Annotated in this window: 23 protein-coding genes; 15 read left to right on the forward strand and 8 right to left on the reverse strand. The window is 39.6% G+C overall.

Going from position 1 to position 26,530, the window contains the following annotated elements; genetic code table 11:
• Positions 1-68: 68 nt before the first annotated feature.
• The 3 genes from AAC851_RS02370 to AAC851_RS02380 all read right to left on the reverse strand — a co-directional run bounded on the left by AAC851_RS02370 (position 69) and on the right by AAC851_RS02380 (position 3,022).
• The gene (locus tag AAC851_RS02370) at positions 69-1,529 is read right to left on the reverse strand and encodes an aminoacyl-histidine dipeptidase (RefSeq protein WP_340600439.1); all 1,461 of its coding nucleotides are present in this window, start codon (positions 1,527-1,529) and stop codon (positions 69-71) included.
• A gap of 103 nt (positions 1,530-1,632) precedes the next feature.
• Positions 1,633-2,016 (reverse strand): hypothetical protein, encoded by a 384-nt coding sequence (locus AAC851_RS02375; RefSeq protein WP_340600440.1) that lies wholly within the window; start codon positions 2,014-2,016, stop codon positions 1,633-1,635.
• Positions 2,017-2,251: 235 nt separating this feature from the next.
• Positions 2,252-3,022: a glutathione S-transferase family protein gene (locus tag AAC851_RS02380; RefSeq protein ID WP_325771437.1), complete on the reverse strand. Its 771-nt coding sequence runs from the start codon at positions 3,020-3,022 to the stop codon at positions 2,252-2,254.
• A gap of 358 nt (positions 3,023-3,380) precedes the next feature.
• Between AAC851_RS02380 and AAC851_RS02385 the strand changes: the two genes are divergently transcribed.
• The 7 genes from AAC851_RS02385 to ychF all read left to right on the forward strand — a co-directional run bounded on the left by AAC851_RS02385 (position 3,381) and on the right by ychF (position 10,606).
• On the forward strand, positions 3,381-4,592 hold the full coding sequence (locus AAC851_RS02385) for an SfnB family sulfur acquisition oxidoreductase (RefSeq protein WP_340600441.1): 1,212 nt from the start codon (positions 3,381-3,383) through the stop codon (positions 4,590-4,592).
• A gap of 13 nt (positions 4,593-4,605) precedes the next feature.
• Complete coding sequence (locus tag AAC851_RS02390) at positions 4,606-5,829, forward strand: SfnB family sulfur acquisition oxidoreductase (protein WP_340600442.1); 1,224 nt, start codon at positions 4,606-4,608, stop codon at positions 5,827-5,829.
• Entirely contained in the window at positions 5,829-7,241 is a 1,413-nt protein-coding gene (locus tag AAC851_RS02395; protein WP_340600443.1) for an LLM class flavin-dependent oxidoreductase, read from the forward strand. The genes AAC851_RS02390 and AAC851_RS02395 overlap by 1 nt, the downstream gene beginning before the upstream one ends.
• Positions 7,242-7,276: 35 nt before the next feature.
• A complete protein-coding gene (locus AAC851_RS02400; RefSeq protein WP_340600444.1) occupies positions 7,277-8,107 on the forward strand; it encodes a MetQ/NlpA family ABC transporter substrate-binding protein in 831 nt (276 codons plus the stop codon).
• A gap of 11 nt (positions 8,108-8,118) precedes the next feature.
• Positions 8,119-8,775 (forward strand): ATP-binding cassette domain-containing protein, encoded by a 657-nt coding sequence (locus AAC851_RS02405; RefSeq protein ID WP_340601033.1) that lies wholly within the window; start codon positions 8,119-8,121, stop codon positions 8,773-8,775.
• Positions 8,756-9,415, forward strand: a complete 660-nt coding sequence (locus AAC851_RS02410) for a methionine ABC transporter permease (RefSeq protein ID WP_340600445.1) — start codon at positions 8,756-8,758, stop codon at positions 9,413-9,415. The genes AAC851_RS02405 and AAC851_RS02410 overlap by 20 nt, the downstream gene beginning before the upstream one ends.
• Before the next feature lie 99 nt (positions 9,416-9,514).
• Positions 9,515-10,606, forward strand: coding sequence for a redox-regulated ATPase YchF (ychF, locus tag AAC851_RS02415; protein WP_004639352.1), 1,092 nt, complete (start codon positions 9,515-9,517; stop codon positions 10,604-10,606).
• A 102-nt stretch (positions 10,607-10,708) separates the two neighbouring features.
• Here the strand turns inward: ychF and AAC851_RS02420 are convergent, their stop codons facing one another.
• Positions 10,709-11,377, reverse strand: coding sequence for a hypothetical protein (locus AAC851_RS02420; RefSeq protein ID WP_151211942.1), 669 nt, complete (start codon positions 11,375-11,377; stop codon positions 10,709-10,711).
• 215 nt (positions 11,378-11,592) lie between these two features.
• Positions 11,593-12,126 (reverse strand): Mpo1 family 2-hydroxy fatty acid dioxygenase, encoded by a 534-nt coding sequence (locus AAC851_RS02425; RefSeq protein ID WP_151211941.1) that lies wholly within the window; start codon positions 12,124-12,126, stop codon positions 11,593-11,595.
• A gap of 107 nt (positions 12,127-12,233) precedes the next feature.
• Here AAC851_RS02425 and AAC851_RS02430 point away from each other — a divergent pair, with 107 nt between their 5' ends.
• On the forward strand, positions 12,234-12,938 hold the full coding sequence (locus tag AAC851_RS02430) for a Crp/Fnr family transcriptional regulator (RefSeq protein WP_151211940.1): 705 nt from the start codon (positions 12,234-12,236) through the stop codon (positions 12,936-12,938).
• Positions 12,939-13,032: 94 nt separating this feature from the next.
• Here the strand turns inward: AAC851_RS02430 and AAC851_RS02435 are convergent, their stop codons facing one another.
• Together AAC851_RS02435 and AAC851_RS02440 are read right to left on the reverse strand one after the other, a co-directional pair.
• Positions 13,033-14,163: a CNNM domain-containing protein gene (locus tag AAC851_RS02435; RefSeq protein WP_075315686.1), complete on the reverse strand. Its 1,131-nt coding sequence runs from the start codon at positions 14,161-14,163 to the stop codon at positions 13,033-13,035.
• A gap of 139 nt (positions 14,164-14,302) precedes the next feature.
• Positions 14,303-14,767, reverse strand: a complete 465-nt coding sequence (locus AAC851_RS02440) for a hypothetical protein (protein ID WP_340600446.1) — start codon at positions 14,765-14,767, stop codon at positions 14,303-14,305.
• Between the two features lie 271 nt (positions 14,768-15,038).
• Here AAC851_RS02440 and AAC851_RS02445 point away from each other — a divergent pair, with 271 nt between their 5' ends.
• The 4 genes from AAC851_RS02445 to dapC all read left to right on the forward strand — a co-directional run bounded on the left by AAC851_RS02445 (position 15,039) and on the right by dapC (position 20,736).
• Positions 15,039-15,428 carry a tautomerase family protein gene (locus AAC851_RS02445; protein ID WP_075315688.1) on the forward strand — a complete coding sequence of 130 codons (390 nt, stop codon included), beginning with the start codon at positions 15,039-15,041 and terminating at the stop codon, positions 15,426-15,428.
• A gap of 120 nt (positions 15,429-15,548) precedes the next feature.
• Positions 15,549-16,766 carry a formate-dependent phosphoribosylglycinamide formyltransferase gene (gene purT, locus AAC851_RS02450; RefSeq protein ID WP_171055795.1) on the forward strand — a complete coding sequence of 406 codons (1,218 nt, stop codon included), beginning with the start codon at positions 15,549-15,551 and terminating at the stop codon, positions 16,764-16,766.
• A gap of 54 nt (positions 16,767-16,820) precedes the next feature.
• Positions 16,821-19,487 (forward strand): [protein-PII] uridylyltransferase, encoded by a 2,667-nt coding sequence (glnD, locus tag AAC851_RS02455; protein WP_125501761.1) that lies wholly within the window; start codon positions 16,821-16,823, stop codon positions 19,485-19,487.
• Between the two features lie 79 nt (positions 19,488-19,566).
• The gene (dapC, locus tag AAC851_RS02460) at positions 19,567-20,736 is read left to right on the forward strand and encodes a succinyldiaminopimelate transaminase (protein ID WP_125501763.1); all 1,170 of its coding nucleotides are present in this window, start codon (positions 19,567-19,569) and stop codon (positions 20,734-20,736) included.
• Positions 20,737-20,790: 54 nt separating this feature from the next.
• On the opposite strand, the gene AAC851_RS02465 is transcribed toward dapC, so the two are convergent.
• Positions 20,791-21,408 (reverse strand): LysE family translocator, encoded by a 618-nt coding sequence (locus AAC851_RS02465; RefSeq protein ID WP_075315690.1) that lies wholly within the window; start codon positions 21,406-21,408, stop codon positions 20,791-20,793.
• A 151-nt stretch (positions 21,409-21,559) separates the two neighbouring features.
• Here AAC851_RS02465 and AAC851_RS02470 point away from each other — a divergent pair, with 151 nt between their 5' ends.
• The 3 genes from AAC851_RS02470 (at position 21,560) to AAC851_RS02480 (ending at position 26,509) form a co-directional block, all read left to right on the forward strand.
• Positions 21,560-22,012, forward strand: a complete 453-nt coding sequence (locus AAC851_RS02470; protein WP_005080377.1) for an Lrp/AsnC family transcriptional regulator — start codon at positions 21,560-21,562, stop codon at positions 22,010-22,012.
• A 164-nt stretch (positions 22,013-22,176) separates the two neighbouring features.
• Positions 22,177-23,367, forward strand: coding sequence for an efflux RND transporter periplasmic adaptor subunit (locus AAC851_RS02475; protein ID WP_340600447.1), 1,191 nt, complete (start codon positions 22,177-22,179; stop codon positions 23,365-23,367).
• Between the two features lies 1 nt (position 23,368).
• Positions 23,369-26,509 (forward strand): efflux RND transporter permease subunit, encoded by a 3,141-nt coding sequence (locus tag AAC851_RS02480; RefSeq protein ID WP_125501766.1) that lies wholly within the window; start codon positions 23,369-23,371, stop codon positions 26,507-26,509.
• Positions 26,510-26,530: the final 21 nt, after the last annotated feature.

Raw genomic sequence — 26,530 nt, forward strand, 5'->3', positions numbered from 1 at the left:
TATAAATTAAATGATAAATGCCGAGCAGATGAAAGAAGCTCAACAAAGAGCTTCTTTACTATGAAAATTTATTTTACAGATTCCAAAGCCGTCACCAACAACTTCCAGCATTTCTCTACAGTATCGACTTTAACCCGCTCACCCGGCGCATGTGCCCCTTGAATATCTGGGCCAAAAGACACCATCTGCAAATCTGGATAATGTTCAGCAATAATGCCGCACTCTAAGCCCGCATGAATCACTTTCAAGTTCGGTTCAATTTCAAATGCGCTCTGATAAGCCTGTTGTAAGCATTTCAATGCAGCAGAATCTGGATTTGGTGTCCAACCCGACACCAACGGCGTTAACTCAGACTGAATTTCAAAATTGGCAAAGTGCTGTTGGATATTCTGGGCAAATGTTAGTGCTTCTTGGTTCACCATAGAACGAACCATAATTAAAGTCTTCGCCTCATCTTTAGTCAATTTGACCACACCGATATTATTTGAGGTTTCAACCACATCAGCTAAAGCACTACTCCACTGGGCAATACCATATGGACAAGTTGCCAATGCTTGTAACCATGCTTTTTGCTGTTGCAAGATAATAACTTCATTTATCTGATTAACATTTTCTTGTACGGTGATTTGTAACTGATCATCAATGCCCTGTAATTTTATTTGCCATTCTTTTTGTACAGCTGCAACGGCATATTCTAACTCAGTTAATTGCTCTGTTTTAATTGCAATGGTTGCTACCGCTTCACGTGGGATGGCATTGCGCGCTGTTCCACCGACAAATTCAACCAGTCGACCATTTGATTGTGTTAAAAAATCATTTAAGAAATTGGCTAAAATTACGTTAGCATTGCCACGACCTAGATGAATATCAACACCTGAGTGACCGCCTTTTAATCCAGAAACAAGTAGATCAACATAGATTAAATCATTCGGTGCAATTTCATACTCAAGTGGCTGTTGTACTTCAATATCAATACTTCCAGCGCAACCAAGATAGAGTTCGCCCCATTCTTCGGTATCAATATTAAATAACCATTGCCCCGTTAAAACACCCGACTTAAGTAAACGAGCACCGCTCATTCCTGCTTCTTCATCAATAGTAAGTAATACTTCAATTGGGCCATGTGCGATATCATTTGATTCTAATACCGCTAACGCCAGTGCTACTCCGATACCATTATCGGCACCCAACGTGGTATTTTCAGCAATCAGCCAGCCATCTTTTAATATTGGTCGAATCGGATCTTTAAAAAAGTCATGTTGCGTACCACGATTTGCCTGAGTCACCATATCCAGATGCCCTTGCAAAATCACACCTGCAACTTGTTCTTTACCAGCTGTGGCAGCTTTTCGAATAATCAGATTACCAATATCATCGACATAGGTTTCTAGGTTGCGCTGTTCCGCCCAATCTTTGAGATGCTGTCGTAATTGTTGTTCATGTTTTGATGGTCGAGGAATCGTGCATAAAGTCTCAAAATGTCGCCAAACCACTTGGGGAGATAATTTAGAAAAATCGACCTGTATCATGCACATATACTCTCAAATAAAGCGTTTAAACAAATATACACCATACACCGAAACGGTCATGATGTTAAATCACTTCATTTAAGATGACATGTTGAAAACTAACCTAGCTTTTCCATACAAATTTAGAAAAACTATGTTCAGCTTTTAAACTATTTTCAACAGCTTGGGCCAATTGACGGATAATACTTTGCGTCTCAGTCTTTTCAAACCAAGCTTGTTCTTGCTGAGGATTTGCTGTGATCTCACACAAAATATGACCTTCAGAATCTTGCTGTGAACACAGAATTGAAAGAGGTAACTGATGATTATCAATACGCACTTCAATTTTTTCATGTTCATGACGCATATGCTGTGCATCAAAACCGTATTGTTCTAATTGTTTATACAATAATGCAGCCACATATTCTTGGGTGATATAGCATTCATTAGGTGGATGATCAATTAACCCATGTTTAGGGCAATCTGCTATAAATTGCAATGTTTTCATGGTATTCCCTCTATTTTTATGTTTTTAGCTGGATCACAGCTTAAAACCGACTCGTACGGTATGAATTATTATATATACAATTGTGTTTTATTGATTAGCCGATTGTCTTACTTCTTTTATTAATTTGATAAATTTCGACCTGATTAGATATGTACATCTTCTTATCGTTCATCTAATTAATTAAACCAAACATTTTATGTTCAGTTTAATCATTAGATCTAAGTTGAAAAACAGGTTAAAGACCGCGCCAATCCACACGGGCATTACGTTCAGTTGAGTAAATGCGTTGTACATATTGTCCAATCGGAAGATCTAACAAATAGTCATAATACTCTTTTAACTCTCCACCAAATTGATCAACATCATCATTTTCTAATTCCCAAGGTGTTCCCTTAATCACCAACAACGGCGCAAGCATGGAACAAACGGAAATATCTGCCAATCCTAAACGATCACCCACAAGATAACGCCCTTGATTGTCAATCAAACGCTGATTTAAGTCCGTAATTAACTCTGTCATACGTACTTTGGAATGGGCGACTTTTTCTGGATTTAATTGATAATTTGAAGCCACCAAACTCTTAAGAATTGGTTTTGAAAATTTCTCAAATTGACGCAAATAACCTTGCTCTCCCATCATAATTTCAAGTGGATGGTCGCTAGTGGAAAGTGCTTGTGCCAATGACCATCGACGTACATGAATACCCAATTCATTTGCAAGCGCATCTATTTCAATAGCTTGTTCACGTAATTGTTCATCACGCCGTAGTAAGGCATGCTCAGGATATGTACTGTCAAGGTACAAAGCGATTTGCGTTGAATCTGCAATCCACTGCTTATCGTCCTTCAACATCGGCAAATAGTTTTGCCCAGACTTCAAATAAGTAAACGCACGATGAAAACCCGGAATTAAATTATGTGCCACATAATCCAATTCTTTATGATCTAGCAACCAGCGAGCTTTTTCACAATAATGAGATAAAGGAAATTGGTATAAAACCCGCATAAACACTCCAAATTTATTTTTCTATTCGATCAAACATAAGCTTTTTGATACTTTAGAAGTAAAAGTGAATGATTACAATGTCGTTTTTGCTCTATCTTTTTTAAATTTTGGCTAAAAATATTTATATGTTTTTAAGGTGAAAATATTCATTTACTTCATAAAAGTATAGACCTTAAGAATTAAGAAAAAGTCTTAAAGAGTTAAATATTTGTTTTACCATTAAATTCCACATTACTTTTTATGTGCTTTTTCTCAAAAAAAATGCTTAATAATTATTATGATATCTAAGTCAAAACTTCTAATTTAGTTGAAAAGTAATTTTTATGTAAATTTCCTCTTATCTATTAGAGGTGCTTACATGTCCAGTAATCCATCAGTGATCCAAACTCCAGTACAACTGATTTTAAATGATCAGCAGGCGATTAATGCTGCCTATCAAGTTGCTGACTTTGCTTTAGAAGAACGAAATAAAAGAGATCAAAATCGTATTTTGCCAACGGAACAAATCAATCAGTTCAGTCAAAAAGGTTTAGGCGGTATCCGTATTCCAAAACAATATGATGGTGCTTTTGTCTCCAACAAGAGTTTGGCCCATGTGTTTCGTATTTTGAGTAAAGCCGATGCCAATGTAGGTCAAATTCCACAAAACCAATTCGGACTACTCAATTTTATAAATATCACCGGTTCAGAGACTCAAAAGCAGTTTATCTACTCTGAAATTCTGGCAGGCAAACGGATTGCCAATGGTGGACCTGAGAAAAACTCTAAAGATACCAAAGCGATTCAAACCACGTTAACGTTGCAAAATGGTCAATATCTTTTGAACGGGGAAAAATTTTACTCTACAGGAACCAGCTTTGCAGATTGGCTAGCCATCCGTGCCTTACATCCAGATAGTTATACCGTATTGGTGATCGTTGACCGACATGCTGCTGGTGTTGAAGTGATTAATGACTGGAATGGCTTTGGTCAACGTACCACAGCCAGTGGGACTGTCAAATTAAGCCATGTTGAAGCTGATCCAGCCTTATTTTTTGATGAGCGCATCATTGCCAACACCCCAAATGTTCGGGGTGCATATTCTCAGCTTCTACAAGTTGCCATTGATATCGGCATTGCAGAGGCTGCCTTTGATGACACCTTATCCAGCATTCGTAAGGCAAGACCGATCATCGATTCTGGGGTAGAAAAAGCCAGTGAAGAACATTACACCCTGCAAGAAGTCGGAAAGCTCAATATCTTACTCGATGCAGCCATTTTATTACTCGATGATGCTGCCGAATATCTGGATGAACTGGATCAACTCACTGAGATTTCTAGCGAGCAAGCCGCGCGCGCCTCTATTTTAGTGGCAGAAGCAAAGATCTATGCCAATGATGCTGCCCTGCATATCTCAGAAAAATTACTCGAACTTGGTGGCAGTCGTGCCAGCCTGAGCCAACACAATCTTGATCAGCATTGGCGTAATGCCCGTGTGCATACCTTACATGATCCTGTGCGTTGGAAATTCCATGTGATTGGTGACTATTACCTCAATGGTACACACCCTGCCCGCCATGCCTGGATTTAAGGAGCAAATCATCATGACTTCTTATCAAGAATTACAAGGTTTTGCCAAAACCAATTTTAAAGCAGACCATATTATCCAAAGTGATGCAGAAGCCCTAGAAATTGCAACTCAACTCAGTCAACAGTTTAAACAAAATGCGGTGGAACGCGATGCCAATCGAAACTTGCCGTTTACTGAAATCGAAGCCTATAGTCAGTCAGGTTTATGGGCAATTACGGTACCAAAGCAGTACGGTGGTGCAGAAGTTTCCAGCCTAACAGTAGCTAAAGTGATTGCGCTGTTTAGTGGTGCGGATGGTTCAATCGGTCAGATTCCACAAAACCATTTTTATGCATTGGAAGTATTACGCAATACTGGTACGGAAGCGCAAAAGAAACGCCTCTATCAGGAAGTGTTACAAGGTGCGCGTTTTGGTAATGCGCTGGCTGAATTTAAAACACGTACCTCTGCACATAAGCAAACTACATTGATTCCAAGCGAAAACGGTTATCTGATCCAAGGGGAAAAATTCTATTGCACAGGTAGCCTATTCGCCCATCGTATTCCAACACTGGTGGTGGATGAAGCTGGTAATGAATTTTTGGCTTTTGTACAACGCGACAGTCAAGGGCTTGAGCTGATTGATGACTGGTCTGGTTTTGGGCAACGCACCACGGGCAGCGGCACAGTTAAGTTTAATCAGGTCTTTGTTGCCAAAGAGGATGTGATTCCTTTTGATACTGCCTTTAAGCAACTGTCTTTAGTTGGCCCCTTTGCCCAGATCATGCATGCAGCGATTGAAGTCGGCATTGCCCGTGCTGCCTTTGAAGAAACACTGGAACGTGTGCGTGTGGCGCGTCCTTGGATTGATGCCAATATTGAATCTGCGACGCAAGATCCGTTAACCCTATCAGAGCTGGGTCGTGTGGCAACCGATGTCAAAGCCAGCGAATTACTCCTGAAACAAGCAGCTCGATCTGTAGATATCGCCAAACAGGACCTCAATGCAGAGACCTTGGCCAAAGCCTCAATTGATGTGGCCAAAGTGCGTGCGCATAGTACGGAAACAGCATTAAAAGCCTCATCTAAATTGATTGAGTTGGCGGGTAGTCGTGGCAGTCAACGTGCCGATGGTCTGGATCGGCATTGGCGTAATGCGCGGGTTCATACCTTACATGATGCTGCACGCTGGAAATATTACTTTATCGGTAATTATGTGTTGAATGGCATTCTGCCTCCACGTCGGGGGACTTTGTAATGAATCAAACGACTGCTAAAAAAATCTTATTAAATGCCTTTGATATGAATTGTGTTGGTCATATCAATCATGGCTTATGGACACATCCGCGTGATCAATCACATCGCTTTAATGAACTGAGTTATTGGACTGAATTGGCACAAACTTTAGAACAAGGTTTGTTTGATGGTTTATTCCTTGCTGATATTACGGGCGTTTATGATGTCTATCAGAATGGCATCAATCTCACCCTGAAAGAATCGATTCAGTTACCAAGTCATGATCCTTCCACTCTGATTTCGGCGATGGCTTTGGTCACGCAGAATTTGGGTTTTGGTGTCACGGTCAATCTCAGCTACGAACAGCCCTACCAGTTTGCACGGCGTTTTGCCAGTCTTGATCATTTAACCCAAGGTCGTTTGGGCTGGAATATTGTCACTGGCTATTTGGATAGTGCCGAACGCCTAATTGGGCAAAAAGGCTTAAAAGATCATGATGCACGTTATGATCAAGCCGAGGAGTTTTTACAACTTTGCTATCAATATTGGGAAGGTTCTTGGGAAAATGATGCCTTAAAGAAAGATAAACAACAGCGCGTTTTTACTGATCCGAACAAGGTCCACTCGATCAATCATCAAGGACAATATTATCAAAGCCAAGGTGTATTTCAAGTTGCGCCGTCGGTACAGCGTACCCCAACCTTATTCCAAGCAGGTGCTTCACCGAAAGGACTACAGTTTGCTACACGTCATGCGGAATGTATTTTTATTGGTGGCGATCAACCTGAGAAGATTCGTCAACAAGTGAATAAAATACGACTACAAGCGAAGCAACAAGGTCGAGATGAAGATGCGATTAAAATCTTTGTCGGGATTACCGTTGTAGTCGCAGAAACACATGAACTTGCCCAGCAAAAACTGGCTGAATATCGTCAATATGCCAGCCCTGAAGCAGGTCTAGCGCATTATGCCAGTTCAGTCGGCATTGACCTTGCTAAGTTTGAGGATGATGAAGCGATTCCCTATCAAAAGAGCAATAGCATTGCTTCCGTTAATGAGAAGTTTAAAGAACAACGTATCAGCAAAAATGATCTAAAAGCGCAGCATGTTCTGGGTGGACGTTATCCCCTCATTGTCGGCGATGCTGCTGAAGTTGCGGAATATCTGATTGAGCTGCTCGATCAAACGGGCATTGATGGTTTTAATCTGACTCGTACGGTTGCACCTGAATCACACCATGATTTTATTCGACTGGTGATTCCAGAGTTACAGCAACGCGGACGTTATAAAACTGAATATTCCACAGGTTCATTACGCAATAAACTGTTTGCCCAAGGGGATCATTTAGCTGCAAGCCATCCTGCCGATCAGTTTCGATGTAGAGCGCAGAACAACACACATGACTTAAAAACAATTGAAAAAATTAGTGCTTAGCATTTAAACATTTAAGAATAGAATTGGAGAAATATATGGCTCAAACAGCCTCAAAAAAATGGTTGGGTATTGGCCTTGTCGTTGTTGTTGCGATTATTGCCTTATTGATTTGGAATAAACAAAGACAGAACACCAGCAGTGAACTGGTAATTGGGATTAGTCCGTCTTTTGCACATCCCTTACAAGTCGCTGCGGATGAAGCCAAACAGCAGGGTTTAAATGTCAAATTGGTCGAGTTTTCCGATTGGAATACGCCGAACATTACACTAAATCATGGTGATATTGATGCAAACTTTTTCCAACATCAGCCCTTCTTGGACAATGCCATTAAAGAAACAGGCTTTAAATTAAAATCATTTGCTGCGGGCGCAGCTTCGCATGTCGGACTCTATTCAAAAAAATATAAAAGCTTCGATGAACTGCCAAATGGTGCAACTGTTGCGATTCCGAATGATCCTGTCAATCAAGGACGTGCTTTATTGCTATTGCAACAAGCCAAGTTGATTGAACTGAAAGACAGCAATAATCACCTTTCTGCACTGAAAGACATTACAGCGAATCCCAAGAACCTGAAATTTACCGAAGTTGAAGGCCCTCAAACTGCACGTGCGATTGACGATGTTGATCTCGCTTTTGGCTATCCACATTACTTACGTTTAGCTAAGACTGCTGATCCTGAAAGTGCCTTATTGTTTGATGACAACACCAATAAACGTTATGCGATTTTATTTGTGGTTCGTGATGACTATCAGGACAAAGACAGCAAGCTACAGAAATTTGTCGAGATTTATCAAAATTCGCCGAAGGTCAAAGCCGCATTAGATAGCGATTTCGGCCCAACGCTCTGGTTCCCAGGCTGGAAATAAGGAGAACGATGATGGTGAGTTTTGGTTCACAAGTTGATTTTTCAGTTCCACATCTAAAAATCCGTGGTTTAAATAAGTTTTATGAGGTACAGGGCCAACGCTTACATGCATTAAAAGACATTAATGTGGATATTCCTAAAGCACAGATTGTGGGGATTATCGGAAAAAGTGGTGCAGGTAAATCCTCCCTGTTACGTACCTTAAATGGTCTGGAGTCTATTGATACAGGCAGTATAATGCAGGTCATCCAAGAGATTTGCGATCAAGTCATCGTGATTGATCAAGGTAAAATCGTTGAGTCTGGACAAGTCTGGTCGGTATTTTCCAATCCGCAACAACAAATCACAAAGGAGTTACTCAACTTTGAACAGGTGAATTTACCCTTTGAGTTGAGCCAAACCATTCTGCCTCAGAGTACGCATCAGATTTTAAAATTGAAATATGTCAGTGAATCGAAATCAGTGCCTGATTTATATGAACTATTGGATGGCTTTAATAGCCCCGTTCAGGTGTATTACAGTCAGATAGATACCATTCAGCAACGTACCATCGGTTCACTAATCATCGGGATTCGCAATCTCGACTTTGATCTCAACCACTCACAATCTGAAAAACATCCTGCCATTACACAACTTGAGGTGATCGGTTATGTACAATCAACTCATTGATCTATTACTGACAGGAACCACCGATACTTTAATCATGGTTGGTATTTCAGCGATTCTCGCCTTTTTGATTGGTCTGCCGATCGCCTTAATTTTAGTGAGTACTGCTGATTTTGGGATTTATCCTTCCAAGAAAATCAATCAGTCTTTAGGCTGGGTGATTAATATTACCCGTTCTGTACCCTTTCTGATTTTAATGGTGGCTTTGATTCCATTTACCCGCTGGATTGTTGGAACCAGTTACGGTGTCTTAGCCGCAATTGTGCCTTTGACCATTGCCGCAATTCCATTCTTTGCTCGAATTGCAGAGGTCAGTCTACGTGAAGTGGATCAAGGTTTAATTGAAGCAGCACAAGCTATGGGCTGTAATCGTAAACAGATCCTTTGGCATGTGTTACTTCCTGAAGCTTTACCGGGCATTGTTGCAGGTTTTACCGTGACCATTGTCACCATGATCAGTTCCTCTGCCATTGCAGGTGCGATTGGTGCAGGTGGGCTCGGTGATATTGCCTATCGTTATGGCTATCAGCGTTTTGATATGCAAGTCATGCTGGCAGTGATTTTAGTTCTGATTGTTTTGGTTATGTTGGTACAAACGACAGGTGATAATATTGCTAAACAACTCGATAAACGCAAAGTTTAAGCTCGAAATAAAAAACCGCACTCGCCATGACCTGACTTTGTCATGGCTTTCATGTAAAATCAGCAGCAATTTTTAAATAACACATTTGTGAGTGGTTTCATGGGTTTTAATTGCGGTATTGTTGGTCTGCCAAACGTAGGTAAATCTACATTATTTAATGCATTAACAAAGGCAGCGATTGCTGCTGAAAACTTTCCGTTCTGTACCATTGAACCAAACACAGGCATTGTCCCTGTTCCAGATCCACGTTTAGACAAACTTACAGCAATTGTTAAACCACAACGTGTTATTCCTACTACCATGGAATTCGTTGATATCGCAGGTTTGGTTGCTGGTGCTTCAAAAGGTGAAGGTTTGGGTAACCAATTCCTTGCAAACATCCGTGAAACTGATGCAATCGCACACGTAGTACGTTGTTTCGAAGATGAAAACGTGATTCATGTAAATGGTAAAATTGACCCATTAGATGATATCGCAACCATCAATACTGAACTCGCACTTGCTGACCTTGATACTGTTGCAAAAGCATTATTGCGCTTAACTAAAGCAGCCAAAGGTGGTGATAAAGAAGCAATCGCTACCAAAGCAGCTTTAGAAAAGATCCAACCTTTGCTTGACGAAGGTAAACCTGCACGTGCCGCTGACCTTTCTGATGACGAACGTAAAGCGGTACGCGGTTTCGGTTTAATGACACTTAAACCAACTATGTATATTGCTAACGTTGCAGAAGATGGTTTTGAAAATAACCCACATCTTGACGCAGTAAAAAAACTTGCTGCTGAAGAAAATGCAATCGTTGTACCGCTTTGCAATCAGATCGAAGCTGAAATTTCATTATTAGAAGATGAAGATCGCGCTGAATTTTTGGAAGCAATGGGCATGGAAGAACCAGGCTTAAACGTGGTGATTCGTGCAGGTTATAGCTTACTTGGCTTACAAACTTACTTCACTGCGGGTGTACAAGAAGTTCGTGCTTGGACAGTTAAAGTGGGTGCGACTGCGCCACAAGCTGCTGGTGTGATCCACACTGATTTTGAAAAAGGTTTTATTCGTGCTGAATGTATTTCTTACGATGACTTTATTCAATACAACGGTGAAAACGGCGCGAAAGAAGCAGGAAAATGGCGTCTAGAAGGTAAAACTTATGTCGTTCAAGACGGTGATGTTCTTCACTTCCGCTTCAACGTATAAATCAAAGTTTTGATTTCCAAACCGCCAATTTGACCTGATTGGCGGTTTTTTATTTTCACCTTTTTCTGTAAAAACTTCATCATTGCTGATGAAGAAAATAACTTACTTCGAATACTTAGAGGCGTAGAAACTTTTTAAGTTGTCTATAAATCTTAAATTAGTAGAAATTTCCTTCTTTTCCTTATGATTCAACTTTTTAACAAAATCATTTAAGTTCTCATTATCGAATTGAATTCTTAAAATAACTGAAATAAAAAATAGAATAACTCCTCCAAGAATAACCCCAACAACTACTTTAGGTAGATGCCATGTATTTAGCAACCATTTTTCTAGAAACGGGTTGAACAAAAATACTTGGAAAAAAATATAAAGTATGAAATATCCTATTGCTTTAGTATTATTATCAAGAACCTCTTGAACTGTATCTTTATTAACAATTATTCGAGTTATTCTTTTCTTGTCAGAGGAAATAGCTAGCTTAAAACAAACTCTATGCCTAGAGAACACAGGATAATCTAGAAACACAGAGTTCACATCAAAATATTGACTAAAAAGGATAAATTCGTGGTAATTAGGTTTTTTAGCTCCAGTTAAACTTCGTACTTGAGCATTTAACCTAAGACTATTTAAATCTTTATTGGTCTCTGCATTTATTTTTTCTGTTTGTTCTATAAATTTCTCTAATCGCTCTGCTTCATCCTCATATATCTTTCTAACTGACTCTCTTGAATAAAAATTAGTTACCATTTTAATTAATTGATCATAAGCCATATTCAATCAACACTTCATTTCTAGGTTTGATATGATGAGTTTATAGCAGAATTAATTTCCCATTACATCTAATAACCTTTAACTACTCAAAATTTTAAAACTATTAACTACCATTTCACTTATAATTCCTTAAAAATAAAATTGCTGCTTAATGTTTTATCTACTAAAAAAGCCAAGTTTGATCAACTTGGCTTGGTATATGTGAGTCCAGCTCATCAAGCGACTGCTTGAGACTTGATATCCATTGTCGCACGTTTCATTTGTGCTTCTTTTAAAATACGCTGATGTAATGGTTTGCGGAAACCCAGCATAAAAATAAATTCAGCTAAAACAAACAATGGTCCGATGGCTAAACCAATCAAATCATCAACAAATGCAGGTTTTTTCTTCTCAAAATAATGCCCAATGAATTGAAATACCCAACCCACTACGAAAATACCAATACTTGCTCCTAACCAACTCCACATCGGTAATGCTGCTATTTTGACTGCAAGTGGATATACTGCAATAAATATAATCAGCATTAAAATCCCAAATAGCTTATCCAGTGAAATATAGTAAATCGTACTTAATAGGATCAGTATCGATGCCAAAGTCACTGAAACGCTAGAAATTTCCACGTCAGCGCGAGCAGTTAAGCATAAAATTGAAAAAACAATTAAAGGAATCCCTATAAAATGGGTCAAAATATTATTTCGATCTAAGTGATAAGCCGCGTATTGACTTAGTAGACGTTCCAAATTTGTCATTTCTCATTTCTCCGATTACTTCTATATGTTATTAATCTATAAGAAAACAAAAGACAAAGTTGTCATGTAGCTGACAAATGGAACTAAATTTTGAGAAAGGAAACATCGTGTTAGATCCAATTTATATTCGCCATTTGCAGCAAAACGCTTGGTTTAGTCAGCTTACAGAACCTTTTCAGCAATTTGTTATTGAGCACGGTAAAAAACTCGTCATTGAAAAAAATGCCGCTGTATTCCATGCCCAAGATCAATTTGATGGCGTATATGGTGTGCTTGAAGGTTCAATTAGCTTGGGTTACATCGATGTAAATGGTAATGAGGCAATTGCTGCAATTGCTGAGCCAATCATGTGGTTTGGTGAAATCTCTTTAATCGATAACCAACCGCGATCACATGATGCGATAGCACTTAAAAAAAGCGTTGTTCTGCAAATTCCCGGAGAGCCTCTAAAAGAGTTCTTATTAAAAAATCCGTATTATTGGTACTACTTCGCCTTATTAACCAGTCAAAAACTTCGTTATGTTTTTTTAGAGCAAATTGCAATTCAAACTCAAACGATCAGCCAGCGTCTTGCTCAACGCTTATTATTTATATTAGAAGGTTATGGTAATCGGGCTGCTATTAACGATTTGAATATTCAAATATCACAAGATCAACTAGCCAATATGCTCACCGTGTCTAGACAAACGGTGAATCAAGAACTTAACCACTTCGAAAAACAAGGCGTGATTCAATTGGGCTTCAAAAAAATACAGGTGATTGATTTAAATAAATTAAAATTATTATCTACAAAAGGTACTTTAATTGATTAAAACCTGTGTAATGTAAGTATTGTTTAAAAACGATTACACAGGTTATAGATTCACAGTTCAATGCCAACAAGCTATCGACACAGATTTAAAAAATCTATTTAAATGGCGACTCTAAATGAATCCCCATCTTTCCAACACGCTTTTCCCAAAGCTGTCTTGCCAATTTTTGCATATCCTCGACTTTGTCACCTTCATCAAGAATTTCGATCCCTAAGAGCGTTTCAACAACATCCTCTAAGGTCACCACACCTTTGGTATCTCCATATTCGCCAACGACCAAAGCAATATGTTGTCGTTGTTCCAATAAGATTTCCATTAATCTAGATAAAGGGGTCTTTGCCATGACTGTGATCAATTCACGACGAAATTCATTAATTGGATGTTCACCCTGTTCTTTGTTCTTCGCCACTAACAAATCTTCACGTAACACAAAACCCACTACGCTATCTAGATCATCTTCATAGATTGGTAGGCGTGAAAAATTTGAGACAGTTGGTATCGCAAGTGCTTCATCAACCGTTAGATCTTTTTGTAAGGCTGAAACAACAATTCTCGGTGTCATTACCGTACTGGCATCAAATGATTTGAATAAAAAGAGGTTTCTAATAATTTTAGACTCTCGATCATTTAACATCCCTTCTTCTTTACCAATACCCGCCATCGCTACGAACTCATCACGACTGAATTGTTGCGCTTTTTTATCGCCAGAAATGAGTTTGGTTAACTTTTCTGAAACTACAATTAATGGGTACATGGTTTTAATAAGGAAATTGACATAAATACCTGTAAAGGAGGCCAATTGACGCCAATATACAGCACCAAGTGTTTTAGGAATGATTTCTGAAAGGAACAGAATCAACAAGGTCATGACTGCGGAGAAAACACCGAACCACACTTGACCAAATACTGAGATCGCCTTAGCACCAGCACCTATCGCACCGACAGTATGAGCTATGGTATTTACGGTTAGAATCGCAGCCAAGGATTGATCTATATTATCTTCTTTTAAACGTCTTAACTGTTCAGCTTTTTTAGGATCAGTTTCCTTTAAACCAGCAATATAACTTGGCGTAATACAGAGTAATGTTGCTTCTGCAATCGAACATAAAAAAGAAAAAAATAATGCTAAAAAAACATATAGCAATAAAAGTAATGCATCACCGCTAAGGGCGGAAGCAAAAGAAATTTGTCCAAAAGTTTCTGAAATTAAACTGGGAGTATCCATATGAGAACTTGGCTTTTAACCACAGGTTCCTTACGTAATTTAGGAAATTTATCCTACGTTCTCCATGGCTATGAGTCAATCTTTTCAATAAAAATTTCAGGACTATTTATTTACAACTTATAACCTTAGCAATAGTGAGTTATTTGGGCGAGGTATTCCCTAGTGCTGGATTATCAATTGCACCTTTACACTGGTTTTTGTCTCTTTCATAGTCTGCTTGCTTTTGAGTTGCGCTGTTGGCATTGGCGAGTACATCTCTAGCCCAACTATCTAGACTAGTAAGCGCTTTACGGCACAGCGCATATTTCCCTTCTGTGACTGAATCCGTCATTTTGACATTGATTCGCCAATCAGTGCTCAATTGGCGCAGCGGCTTTCGTACTTTTTCTTCTATTTCATCGATTTTCTTGTCATAAACAAGTGGATCAATCTCATTGATTAATTGCCAAGCTGCATTTGCATATGCAGTTGCGTCATTTGTCAGTTTCGGCGCAGGTTTGATCTCAACCTTTTTTTCAGGTTCATTATTCCCATTACCACATGCAATAAGTAATAAGGGGGTACATAACACCGTTGCGCTGATACAGCTTTTTTTCTTTAACATCTGAAAATGGTCACCAAAACTTTTGCGACTAATGCTAGTCAATTTAGAAATAATTCTCAATCTTTGTTACTGATTTATCAATCATACCAGCGAACCAATGACTGGACTGATGTAGTATGTTGACTTATTCTCTTAAATTACCTCTTCCCAATCATCATCTTTTAACAACAATTTCTTTTGTTACTCTCAATATGTGAAAAAGAATAAAGAAGGTATAAAGCATCATTTCAAATCTTACATAAACTGTTATAACTTATGGAGTAAATTACTTATGTCACAAATAAAAATTTATGCATTAAATCAAACGATCACGCAATTTAGACCGAGATTGTCTGAAGCCATTCATCAAGCATTAGTGACAAGTTTAGCTTATCCAATTGAAAAGAAGTTTCAGCGCTTTATTCCTATGGAACCAGAAAACTTTGTTTATCCAGATGATCGCAGCGATCATTACGTCATTATTGAAATTTCCATGTTTGAAGGCCGATCAATCAAGGCAAAACAAAAACTCATTCAAACCATATTTTCAAATATCCAAAACTTGTGTGATATATCACCACAAGATATTGAAATTACTATTTTTGAAACACCGAAAAGTCATTGGGGGATTCGTGGAAAAAATGCTGATGAATTAGAACTGAATTATGATGTCAATGTCTAAGCAGATTGCGGGTATTTAGATCATTCTTTTTTGTCTAACAAAAACCATGTTTTTTGTCTAACACAAGCTTAATTCCATAAAAAGTTCTGCTATGCTTAAACACAAATTACTCAGGATAGGATTATTCGCATGAGCGTCACTCTAGGAACTCCACTTCAATCTTCTGCATTTAAGGTTTTACTGTTAGGTTCTGGAGAGCTAGGTAAAGAAGTTGTTATTTCTCTACAGCGCTTAGGTGTCGAAGTCCATGCTGCCGATCGCTATGATCATGCACCTGCAATGCAAGTAGCGCATTACGCTTATACGCTCAATATGGCTGATCCTGCTGAATTAAAAAAACTTATCGAAACAATTCAACCTAATTTAATTGTTCCTGAAATCGAAGCGATTGCAACTGAAGTACTCGTTGAGATTGAACAAAATGAAATAGCAACTGTAATTCCTTCTGCAAAAGCTGTTAACTTGACCATGAACCGAGAAGGTATTCGTCGTTTAGCAGCAGAGGAACTTGGTTTACCAACTTCCGCTTATCGTTTTGCCAACACCCTTGAAAGCTTCCGCGCTGCCTGTGATGATATTGGCTATCCAAACTTTGTAAAACCTGTAATGTCTTCATCTGGTAAAGGTCAGTCTCGCGTAAAAAGCTTCAATGAAGTTGATGCAGCATGGGAATATGCAATGCAAGGTGGACGTGTCAATCAAGGCACAGTTATTGTTGAATCGCAAATTGATTTCGATTTTGAGATTACCTTACTGACAGTACGCGCCAAAAATCCTGAAACAGGTGAGATCGAGACCCATTACTGTGATCCAATCGGTCACCGTCAAGATGCTGGTGACTATGTAGAAAGTTGGCAGCCTCAACCGATGACAGCAACTGCATTACAAGAGTCAAAACGCATTGCCAATAAAGTCACTACAGCATTGGGCGGCTGTGGTATTTTTGGTGTAGAGTTATTCATCAAAGGTGATCAAGTCTGGTTTAGTGAGGTATCTCCTCGTCCACATGATACTGGTCTTGTAACTTTAGCTTCTCAATTTCAAAGTGAATTTGAGTTACATGCGCGTGCAATCTTAGGTTTACCTGTGAATACAGCACGTCATAGTACTGCGGCGAGCGCAGTGATTTATGCAGGTGTGGATGCAAACAACTTAAGCTTCTCTGGCGTAAATCTTGCTTTAGCAAACCCGAACACGGACTTGCGTCTATTTGGTAAACCAGAAGGCTTTAAACGTCGTCGCATGGGCGTGGCGACTGCACGTGCTGAAACCACAGATTTGGCACGTGAGTTAGCACAACAAGCAGCTGACCAAGTGAGTGTAGAAACAAACGCTTAAATAATCCTAACCCCTCTTGCAATCAAGAGGGACTTTGATAGAAGACCCATTTTCATGATCAATACATCTCCATTGCTAAACTACGTGACCAGTCATCATGACATTCAAGCTATTAATCAATGGCGAACAGATGTAGAAAAGCAGTTACAAGAGAGCTATGAAAATGGTCAGTCGATTCGTGATGTCATCAAAGCAAGATCAAATTCTATCGATGAAGCACTTATATTCCTTTGGAATCATGCTGGATTAGATCAAACTGAATTGGGTTTATTTGCTGTTGGTGGTTATGGTCGCCATGAGATGCTTCCGTATTCCGATACGGATATCATGATTCTATCTGAAGATGAAATAAGTGAAGATCAAGAGAAACTTATTTCCACATTTATTTCATCACTTTGGGATGTCGGCAACTTCAAACCGGGCATTAGTGTCCGCACCATTCAAAACTGTGTTGAACAAGCGAGTAATGACTTAACCGTTGCAACAACATTGATTGAGGCTCGTTTAATTACTGGCAATGAACAACTTGCAAAATGGCCTCGTCGAATTGTTGCGCAAACATGGACGGATCAAACGTTCTATGACGCAAAAATGCAAGAACAAGCAAAACGCTATGCTCAACATAACAATACAGAAAGTAATTTAGAACCTGATATTAAAAATGCACCCGGTGGTATTCGAGATATTAATCAAATCGGTTGGATTGCAAAACGTCATTTCCGTGTAAACCGTATTTATGATCTTGTACATCTTGGTTTTATTACTGAGTTCGAACTAGCGGTATTAGAAGAAGCGGAAAGTTTTTTGTGGGAAATTCGCACCCATTTACATCGCCTCGCCAAACGTGATGAAAACCGCTTATTGTTTGAATATCAGAGAGATATTGCTGCAAAATTTGGTTATGTGCGAGAAGAAGGTCAACCTGTAAACTTTGCAGTTGAACAATTTATGAAGCGTTATTATCGCACAGCGCAACAGGTCTCTACCCTGAATGAAATGCTACTGGCGTATTTTAATGAATCCGTAATTACCCCTCGTTTACCAGACTATGAACGTCACATTATCGATATTAATGAACGTTTTAAAATCGTAGATGGCAAATTAGCAGTACAACATCACAAAGTGTTCTCAGAAGAACCGAGTGCTATTTTAGAATTATTCTATTTACTGGCAAACCGACCTGAAATTACCGGTATACGTGCACGTACTCTACGTTTGTTAGTACTTGCTGCAAAACGTATTGACCAACGTTTCCGTGACAATCCTGTACACCAAGCACTATTCATGTCTATTATTCGATCACCGCATCGTCTATATGAAACAATGGTTTCAATGAAACGTTATGGTGTATTGGGTAATTACATTCCAGCTTTTGGACAAATCACCGGATTAATGCAATACGATTTATTCCATATTTATACCGTCGATGCACATACTTTATTGCTACTACGTAATCTAAGTCGCTTTAAAGAACCTGAATTTGCCAAAGAATTCCCTGTTGTAAGCTCCGTTTTCCAACGAATTGCACGCCATGACATTGTTTATCTAGCCGCAATTTTCCATGATATTGCAAAAGGGCGTGGTGGTGATCATAGTGAACTCGGTGCACTCGATGCCATCGAATTCTGTCGCACTCATGGTTTTACTGAACGTGAATGCAAACTGGTTGCATGGTTGATCAATAATCACCTACTCATGTCACTTACTGCACAGAAAAAAGATATTTCCGACCCTGATGAAGTAAAAGAGTTCGCCGAAAAAGTCGGTGATATGGAGCATCTTGATTATCTCTATACACTAACTGTAGCAGATATCAATGCAACTAATCCAAAACTTTGGAATACTTGGCGTGCTTCGCTCATGCGTCAACTTTATACTTATTCACGCGATGTAATTCGCTCTGGTCTAGGTCGCCCTGTTGATTATCAAATGCTGATTGAAGACACTAAATTCGCCGCCAGTGAATTACTAGTCAATGATTTCTCCCTCGCTGAAGTTGAAAAAGTTTGGCAAAAACTTGGCGACGAATACTTTGTGAAAGAGTCTGCCAATGAAATCGCATGGCACACTCAAGCAATATTACAACATGGTGATAATCCAGAACCTTTGGTTCTACTCCGTGCACACCGTAACGCTGCTGATGATGCGGTTCAGATCTTTATTTATACACGCGATCAACCGAACTTATTTGCAACAACGGTAGCTGTACTTGACCGAATGAATCTAGACGTACAAGATGCACGTATTATCACTGCATCAACCTCGTTTAGTTTGGATACTTACTTGGTACTCGATCGTTTTGGTACATTACTCACAGACCCCCAACGTGAATGCAAAGTTAAGGCAGCCCTAGTTGAAGCATTGAGTCATCCAGATCAGTATCCAGGCATCATGCAACGTCGTATTCCGCGCCATTTACGTCATTTCGATATACAAAACACGGTTGATATTGTACTTAATCCAGCCTTACAGCAGCATATGGTTGAAATTTCCACACTTGATCAACCGGGTTTACTGGCTCGTATTGGTGGCTTATTCATGTTGCAAGGCTTAGATATACATTCGGCCAAAATTGCAACGCTTGGTGAACGCGCAGAAGATATTTTCTTTGTCACCAAGAAAAATGGTGTATTGCTCACCGATGAAGAAGTCAAAGCTTTTGCTGAAACATTAAAAGCAGCATTGGATGAGGCTTCTAATCAAATTTGCAATCCATCTTAAAAACACTTTGCGGAGTTATAGCTCCGCATCCCCTTTTCAAAAAGGGGGAATTTTCATTCTTACATTGGGTAACGTTTAAATGAACTCAAGCTTGTCTCTATTGCATCCTTATCCTTTTGAAAAGTTAAATCAACTTTTTAAAGATGTGCAACCTGCCAACTTACCATTGATTCCACTCTCAATTGGTGAACCAAAACATCCAGCACCTGAGTTCGTTAAACAAGCCATTATTGAAAATTTCGCGCATTTATCTACATACCCAAATAGTAAAGGTTTACCTGAGTTGCGCCAAAGTATTGCACAATGGCTAACAAACCGTTTTCAATTGAACACTATCAGTGCAGAAGATCATATTCTGCCTGTCTCTGGAACACGTGAAGGTATTTTTTCGTTTGTGCAATCACTCATCAAACGTGAAGATCAAGCTTATATCGTGATGCCAAATCCGTTCTATCAAATATACGAAGGCGCTGCACTACTTGCAGGTGCTAAACCTTATTTCATCAATTGCACTGAAGAAAATGGCTATTTAGGCGATTTTGATGCCGTCCCAGCTGAAGTTTGGGAAAAAACAGCATTATTGTTTGTGTGTACACCAGGTAATCCAACGGGAACCGTACTGTCAAAAGACCAATTTAAAAAATTAATCACTTTGTCAGATCAATATAATTTTGTGATTGCATCTGATGAATGTTATTCGGAACTTTGGTTTGACCAAGCACCTGTTGGACTATTAGAAGTTTGCGCAGAAATGGGACGTGATGATTACAAGAATTGCATCGTATTTCACTCACTTTCTAAGCGTTCCAACTTGCCTGGTATGCGTTCTGGTTTTGTGGCTGGAGATGCAGCTTTATTAAAACCTTATCTGCAATATCGCACCTATCATGGCGCTGCAATGCCAGTTCAGCATCAATTGGCATCCATTTCAGCTTGGAATGACGAAGCACACGTTGAAGAGAATCGTCAACAATACCGTGCTAAGTTTGATTTATTCCAATCTGAGCTTGGTCATCTGCTACCTTTACAAAAACCAGATGCTGGCTTCTATTATTGGTTAAAAGTAGATAATGATGAAACTTTTGCCAAAATGCTCATGGAAAAAGCCCACATTAAAGTTTTACCTGGTCGTTATCTTTCTCGAGATACTGAACAAGGTAATCCAGGCGAAGGTCATGTTCGAATGGCGTTGGTTGCAGATTTGGCACAATGTGAAGAAGTGGTTAAACGATTAAAATCAATTCTTTAATTTAGATAACCAAAGGAATCTATAATCTATCTATAGATTCCTATTTTCATTTTCTCAAACTTGCCCGACCACTAAAATTAATGCAATCAGGACCATCAAGCCACCTGAAATACGACTCACAATTTTTACTGCTGTTGGTCGTGTTCTCAATAATTTTTTTGCTGCCACGCCTACTAACATATACACCACAGCGCAACTCAGTAAATGAATCATCCCTAACATCATGATTTGTACAGTTGGAGAAAGTGCCATTTTGGGATGTATAAATGGTGGTAACAACGCAAAAAACAAAAGCAGTACTTTGGGATTTAAACCGCTAATCCCCACACCTTTAATCAACCATGCTTTAGCATTCATTAATGATTGATTTTGTCCATCAGTGTGTGAAATAGTTGCTGGCTGCAATAACAGATGAACTCCCATCCACAGTAAATATCCCGCACCTAACACTGTCATTGCCGTCAGAAGAATCGGAAAATGGTTTAAGAGTGAGCCTACACCTGCAGCAACACATAAAATTGCAATCAAATGCCCTAAAATCAATCCTGTAACGGCAGTACTAACAAACTTTCCCTCAATACCTGCCAAAATCGCATACGCCCAATCCGCACCAGGTGTAAGCACAAATAGAATTGAAACACTCCAAAAAGCGAATATCACACTTAATTCCATAAGGCAGCGCTATTCCTCAATAACATGTCATTTTTCAGCTTTGATATTTATACCAATTGATAAATATTGCTTTGAGATAGTAGGCTTTTATGATTAAAATGTTATTCTAATTACTTCTATACATTTAAAATTAAAAGGTAGTTTCTTCTAAATGGATCGCATTGATAAGAGAATTATTGCTGAACTACAAGCAAATGGACGATTATCTATCACTGAATTGGCTGAAAGAGTTGGACTCAGCCTATCTCCATGTCATCGTCGTGTGAAAGCACTGGAAGAATCAGGAATTATCAAAGGCTATCATGCAGATTTGGAAGCATCCAAAATTGGTTTGAACTTTTCAGCAATTATTTTCGTCACTTTAAAAGATGGGGACAAAAAGGCTTTATCCAGTTTTGAAGAAAAAGTCAGTGAAATCGCAAATGTAACGCAAGCTCAACGTCTATTTGGCAATCCAGATTACCTCCTACATGTAGTCACCAAAGACTTAGCAAGTTTCCAAAAATTATATGATGATAGCTTGTCAGCCCTACCTAACGTACAACGCCTCACCTCCACAATTGTCATGAAAAATGTGGTATTTAATCGTTTATTGCCACTTTAACCTCAAAAACTCATAAAACGAATGAATATCATATAGATAGAGTAAAAAAAACCGTCCTCTACTAATGTTTACTGGCAAGACTGAAATCTGACATCGAACACTTGACCATCTGTTGAAATCTTGGTCTATACTTAGCCATCACACAATTTGATGACTATGGAAAGATGGCTTCTCAAACTTCTCAAAAAACCAATAAAAAAGTTTGGCTTTTATTTGCAATCATCGTTGGTTTGGTCATTATTCTCATTACCTTAAGGTTTACTGAGACTACTAAAAAATCTACAACCGACAGTCCGCCTAACACAGCTAAAAAGACGGAGCAAAAACCTGCACTCACAGTAACAGTCGTTGAGCCAGTATTACAAAACTGGAAACAAAGCTTTACTGCCAATGGCAATGTCGCCGCATGGCAAGAAGTGGTAATTGGTAGTGAGTTATCTGGTCAACGTCTCACTCGAGTCAATGTTAACGTTGGTGATCAGGTTAAACGTGGACAGATTTTAGCCGAAATAAATAGCGATACGATTCGTGCAGATCTTGCAGCATCCAAAGCCAGTTATGCAGAAGCTCAAGCAGTTCTTGCAGATGCAGCAGCTAATCTTAAACGTGTTCAACAGCTAAAAAATACAGGCGCTATCTCAGTTCAAGAGTCTGCGCAATATCAAACATCTCAAGCGACCGCCCAAGCACGCTTAGATGCAGCCAAGGCACAAATTGAAAGTAATGAATTGCGTTTAACCCAAACCAAAGTTGTTTCCCCTGATAACGGCGTGATTTCTGCTCGTAGTGCAACTGTCGGGTCTTTAGCTCAAACAGGACAAGAATTATTCAGGTTAATTAGAGATCACCGCTTAGAATGGCGGGCTGAAGTAACCACAACCGATCTCTATAAACTAAGACAAGGTATGGGCGCTGAAATTATTTCTCCCGACCCTACTCAACCGAAAATTAAAGGTAAAGTGCGAATGATCGCACCTGTTATCGACCCACAAACACGCTATGGGATTGTGTATGTCGATTTACCTTCGACACAAGCTGTTCGTATGGGTATGTTTGTTAAGGGTGAATTTAATCTGGGAGAAAAATCGGCACTCACTCTGCCTCAAAGTGCATTATTACTCCGTGATGGTTTTACTTACATTTTCACAGTTGACCGTCATAACCGTGTGACTCAGCAAAAAGTAACTATAGGACGTCGTTTAGGTAATCGTGTTGAGATTCTAGATTTACCTGCAAATGTCAAAGTTGTCTCATCGGGTACAGGCTTTTTAAGTGATGGAGATCTCGTGAGCATCGCGAAAGAAATTCCTGATACACCGCTTAGTCAAAATCTTGTTACTCAGCAGGAGCGTTAAGATGAATGTTTCTGCTTGGTCGATTCGTAATCCGATTCCCAGTATTTTACTATTTATCATGTTGGGTTTAGCGGGTTTGTTATGTTTTCACTGGATGAAAATCCAACAATTCCCCGATATTGAACTTCCAATGGTAACCGTGACGGCAGCACTTCCGGGCGCGGCTCCCCCACAATTGGAAACGGAAGTTGCACGTAAAATTGAAAACTCGATTGCAACTTTACAAGGCCTTAGAAATCAATATACCAATATTCAAGATGGCGTAGTGAGCGTCACAGCCGAATTCCAACTAGAAAAACCACTCCAAGAAGCCGTAGATGATGTACGGAATGCGGTTTCTCAAGTACGCTCAGATTTACCTGCGGATTTAAGAGATCCAATTGTCAGTAAAATTAATTTATCTGGCTCACCCATCTTAACTTACACCATCCAATCTCCAAAAATGGATGAAGAAGCACTCTCATGGTTTGTCGACTATGATATTTCACGTGCCATGCTCCAAGTGAAAGGAGTTGGTGCGGTATCACGTGTTGGTGGTGTCACACGACAAGTTGAAGTTGAGTTAGATCCTGAAAAATTACTCGCACTCAATGCAACGGCAACCGATATCAGTCGTCAGCTACGTCTACTCCAACAAGATGCTTCAGGCGGACAAACCAAAATAGGTGGCAGTGAACAGTCGATCCGTACAATCGCTACAGTACAAACAGCAGCAGAAATTGGTGCGATGGATATTGCACTCAGTGACGGCCGCCACATCCGGCTCGATCAAGTTGCGACGATTCATGATGGTATTGCAGAGAGACGCTCAGCTGCGTTATTGAATGGAAAACCAGTGATTGGTTTTGAAATCACGCGTAGCAAAGGCGCAAGTGAAGTTGATGTTGAAAAAGGCGTTATCCTTGCATTGGATAAACTCAAAGCATCTCATCCTGATCTTGAAATCACCGAGGCATTTAACTTTGTTCAACCTGTTGAAGAAAACTATAAAGGTTCAATGGCACTACTTTATGAAGGTGCCCTTTTAGCTGTACTTGTCGTGTGGTTATTCTTACGTGATTGGCGCGCAACAATTATTGCTGCAACGGCCTTACCACTCTCAATTCTACCTGCCATGATTGGTATGTATTATCTAGGTTTTACTTTAAATATTGTCACCTTATTGGCTATGTCTTTGGTTGTCGGCATCTTAGTCGATGACGCAATTGTAGAAATTGAAAATATTATTCGGCATCTGAGGATGGGCAAGACTCCGTATGAAGCTGCCATGGAGGCTGCTGACGAGATTGGTCTTGCAGTCATTGCTACAACGTTTACCCTAATCGCCGTCTTTTTACCAACTGCCTTTATGAGTGGTATTGCGGGTAAATTCTTTGTGCAATTTGGGTGGACAGCATCACTTGCTATTTTTGCATCATTGCTTGTGGCCCGTTTGCTAACCCCAATGATGGCAGCCTATATTCTAAAACCTTGGGTGGGAAAAATTGATCACCCATTACAGAATGGCTCTGTAAATGACCAAGGAGAAACTGGACTAGCCAAAGATCGTGAAAATGATGGACAAGTCATGCGCAGATATATGCGATTGGTGACTTGGTGTATTCGCCATCGCTGGATCACCTTATTTGGTGCAATCCTGTTTTTTATCGGTTCACTGATGCTTATTCCATTACTACCAACTGGTTTCGTTCCGCCTCCAGATACTGGACAAACCCAAGTACGCTTAGAATTAACACCGGGTTCACAGTTTGCTGATACATTAAAAACTGCAGAATACGCCCGCAACTTAATTAAAGATCATCCTGAAATTAAAAGTATATATACCACCATCGGTGGCGGTGCAGCAGGTACAGATCCCTTTGCTGGTGGTGCATCAACTGAACCACGTAAAGCAACCTTAACCATTCAAACAACTGAACGTAAAAATCGTAGTGCAAGTCTTCAGCAAATCGAAGATCAAATCAGACAAAGGCTTGCCCCTCTCCCAGGTGCAAGGATTCAAGTCGGTATCGCTGGAAACAACAGTCAATATCAATTGGCTCTTTCAGGTGATGATCCCGAAGCACTGATTTCAACAGCTCGACAATTGGAAAGAGAGTTACGTACGATTCCGAATATCGGTAGTGTAAATTCAAGTGCTGCATTAATTCGCCCAGAACTAGTGATCCGTCCTGACTTTGCAAAAGCCGCTGATCTAGGGGTTACCACCTACGATATTGCTGAGACACTTCGGATTGCGACTGCGGGTGACTTTGATCAAAACTTGGCAAAACTAAATCTATCGCAACGGCAAGTTCCCGTAGTCATTAAACTTCCTTTATCAGCTCGACAGGATCAAGAGTTGATGAAACGTCTTATTGTCAAAGGTAGTCGTGGCCCAGTCATGCTCGGCACTATTGCTGAAGTCAATATTGAAAGTGGTCCTTCGCAAATTGATCGCTTTAATCGTATGCGTAATATCAATTTAAATATTGAACTTAACAATCAGCCTTTAGGTGATATTGCAGCCCAAGTTGACCAATTACCGACCATGCAAAATCTGCCACCGAGCGTGACACGCACTAACATTGGTGATGCAGAAGTTATGCAAGAGTTATTTTCTAGCTTTGGTCTCGCCATGCTAACAGGCGTATTGTGTATCTATGTGGTGTTAGTACTTTTATTTAAAGATTTCTTACAGCCGATCACCATTTTAGTAGCATTACCATTGTCATTAGGCGGCGCTTTCGTCTTACTCCTTTTAGCCCAAAGTAGCTTTTCCATGCCGAGTCTAATTGGATTAATCATGCTAATGGGCATCGCAAGTAAGAACTCTATTTTATTGGTTGATTACGCCATCATTGCACGTAATGAAAAGGGTTACTCTCGTTTCAATGCCTTACTCGATGCCTGCCATAAACGTGCACGACCGATTATCATGACCACATTGGCAATGGGTGCTGGAATGTTGCCTATTGCTTTAGGTATTGGAACCGATCCGAGTTTCCGCTCACCCATGGCAATATCAGTAATTGGCGGATTGATCACCAGTACATTCTTATCCTTGTTGGTTATTCCCGTAGTTTACACGTTTATTGATGATATTCATCAAAAGCTGTTTAACTTCAGAAAGAATAAACCCTTACCAACAGAAACTTCCTAGTAAAAAATTAAAAAGACGGTT

The sequence above is a fragment of the Acinetobacter sp. HZNU-JH01 genome (assembly GCF_037996845.1).
In the GTDB taxonomy this organism is placed as follows: Bacteria; Pseudomonadota; Gammaproteobacteria; order Pseudomonadales; family Moraxellaceae; genus Acinetobacter; species Acinetobacter haemolyticus.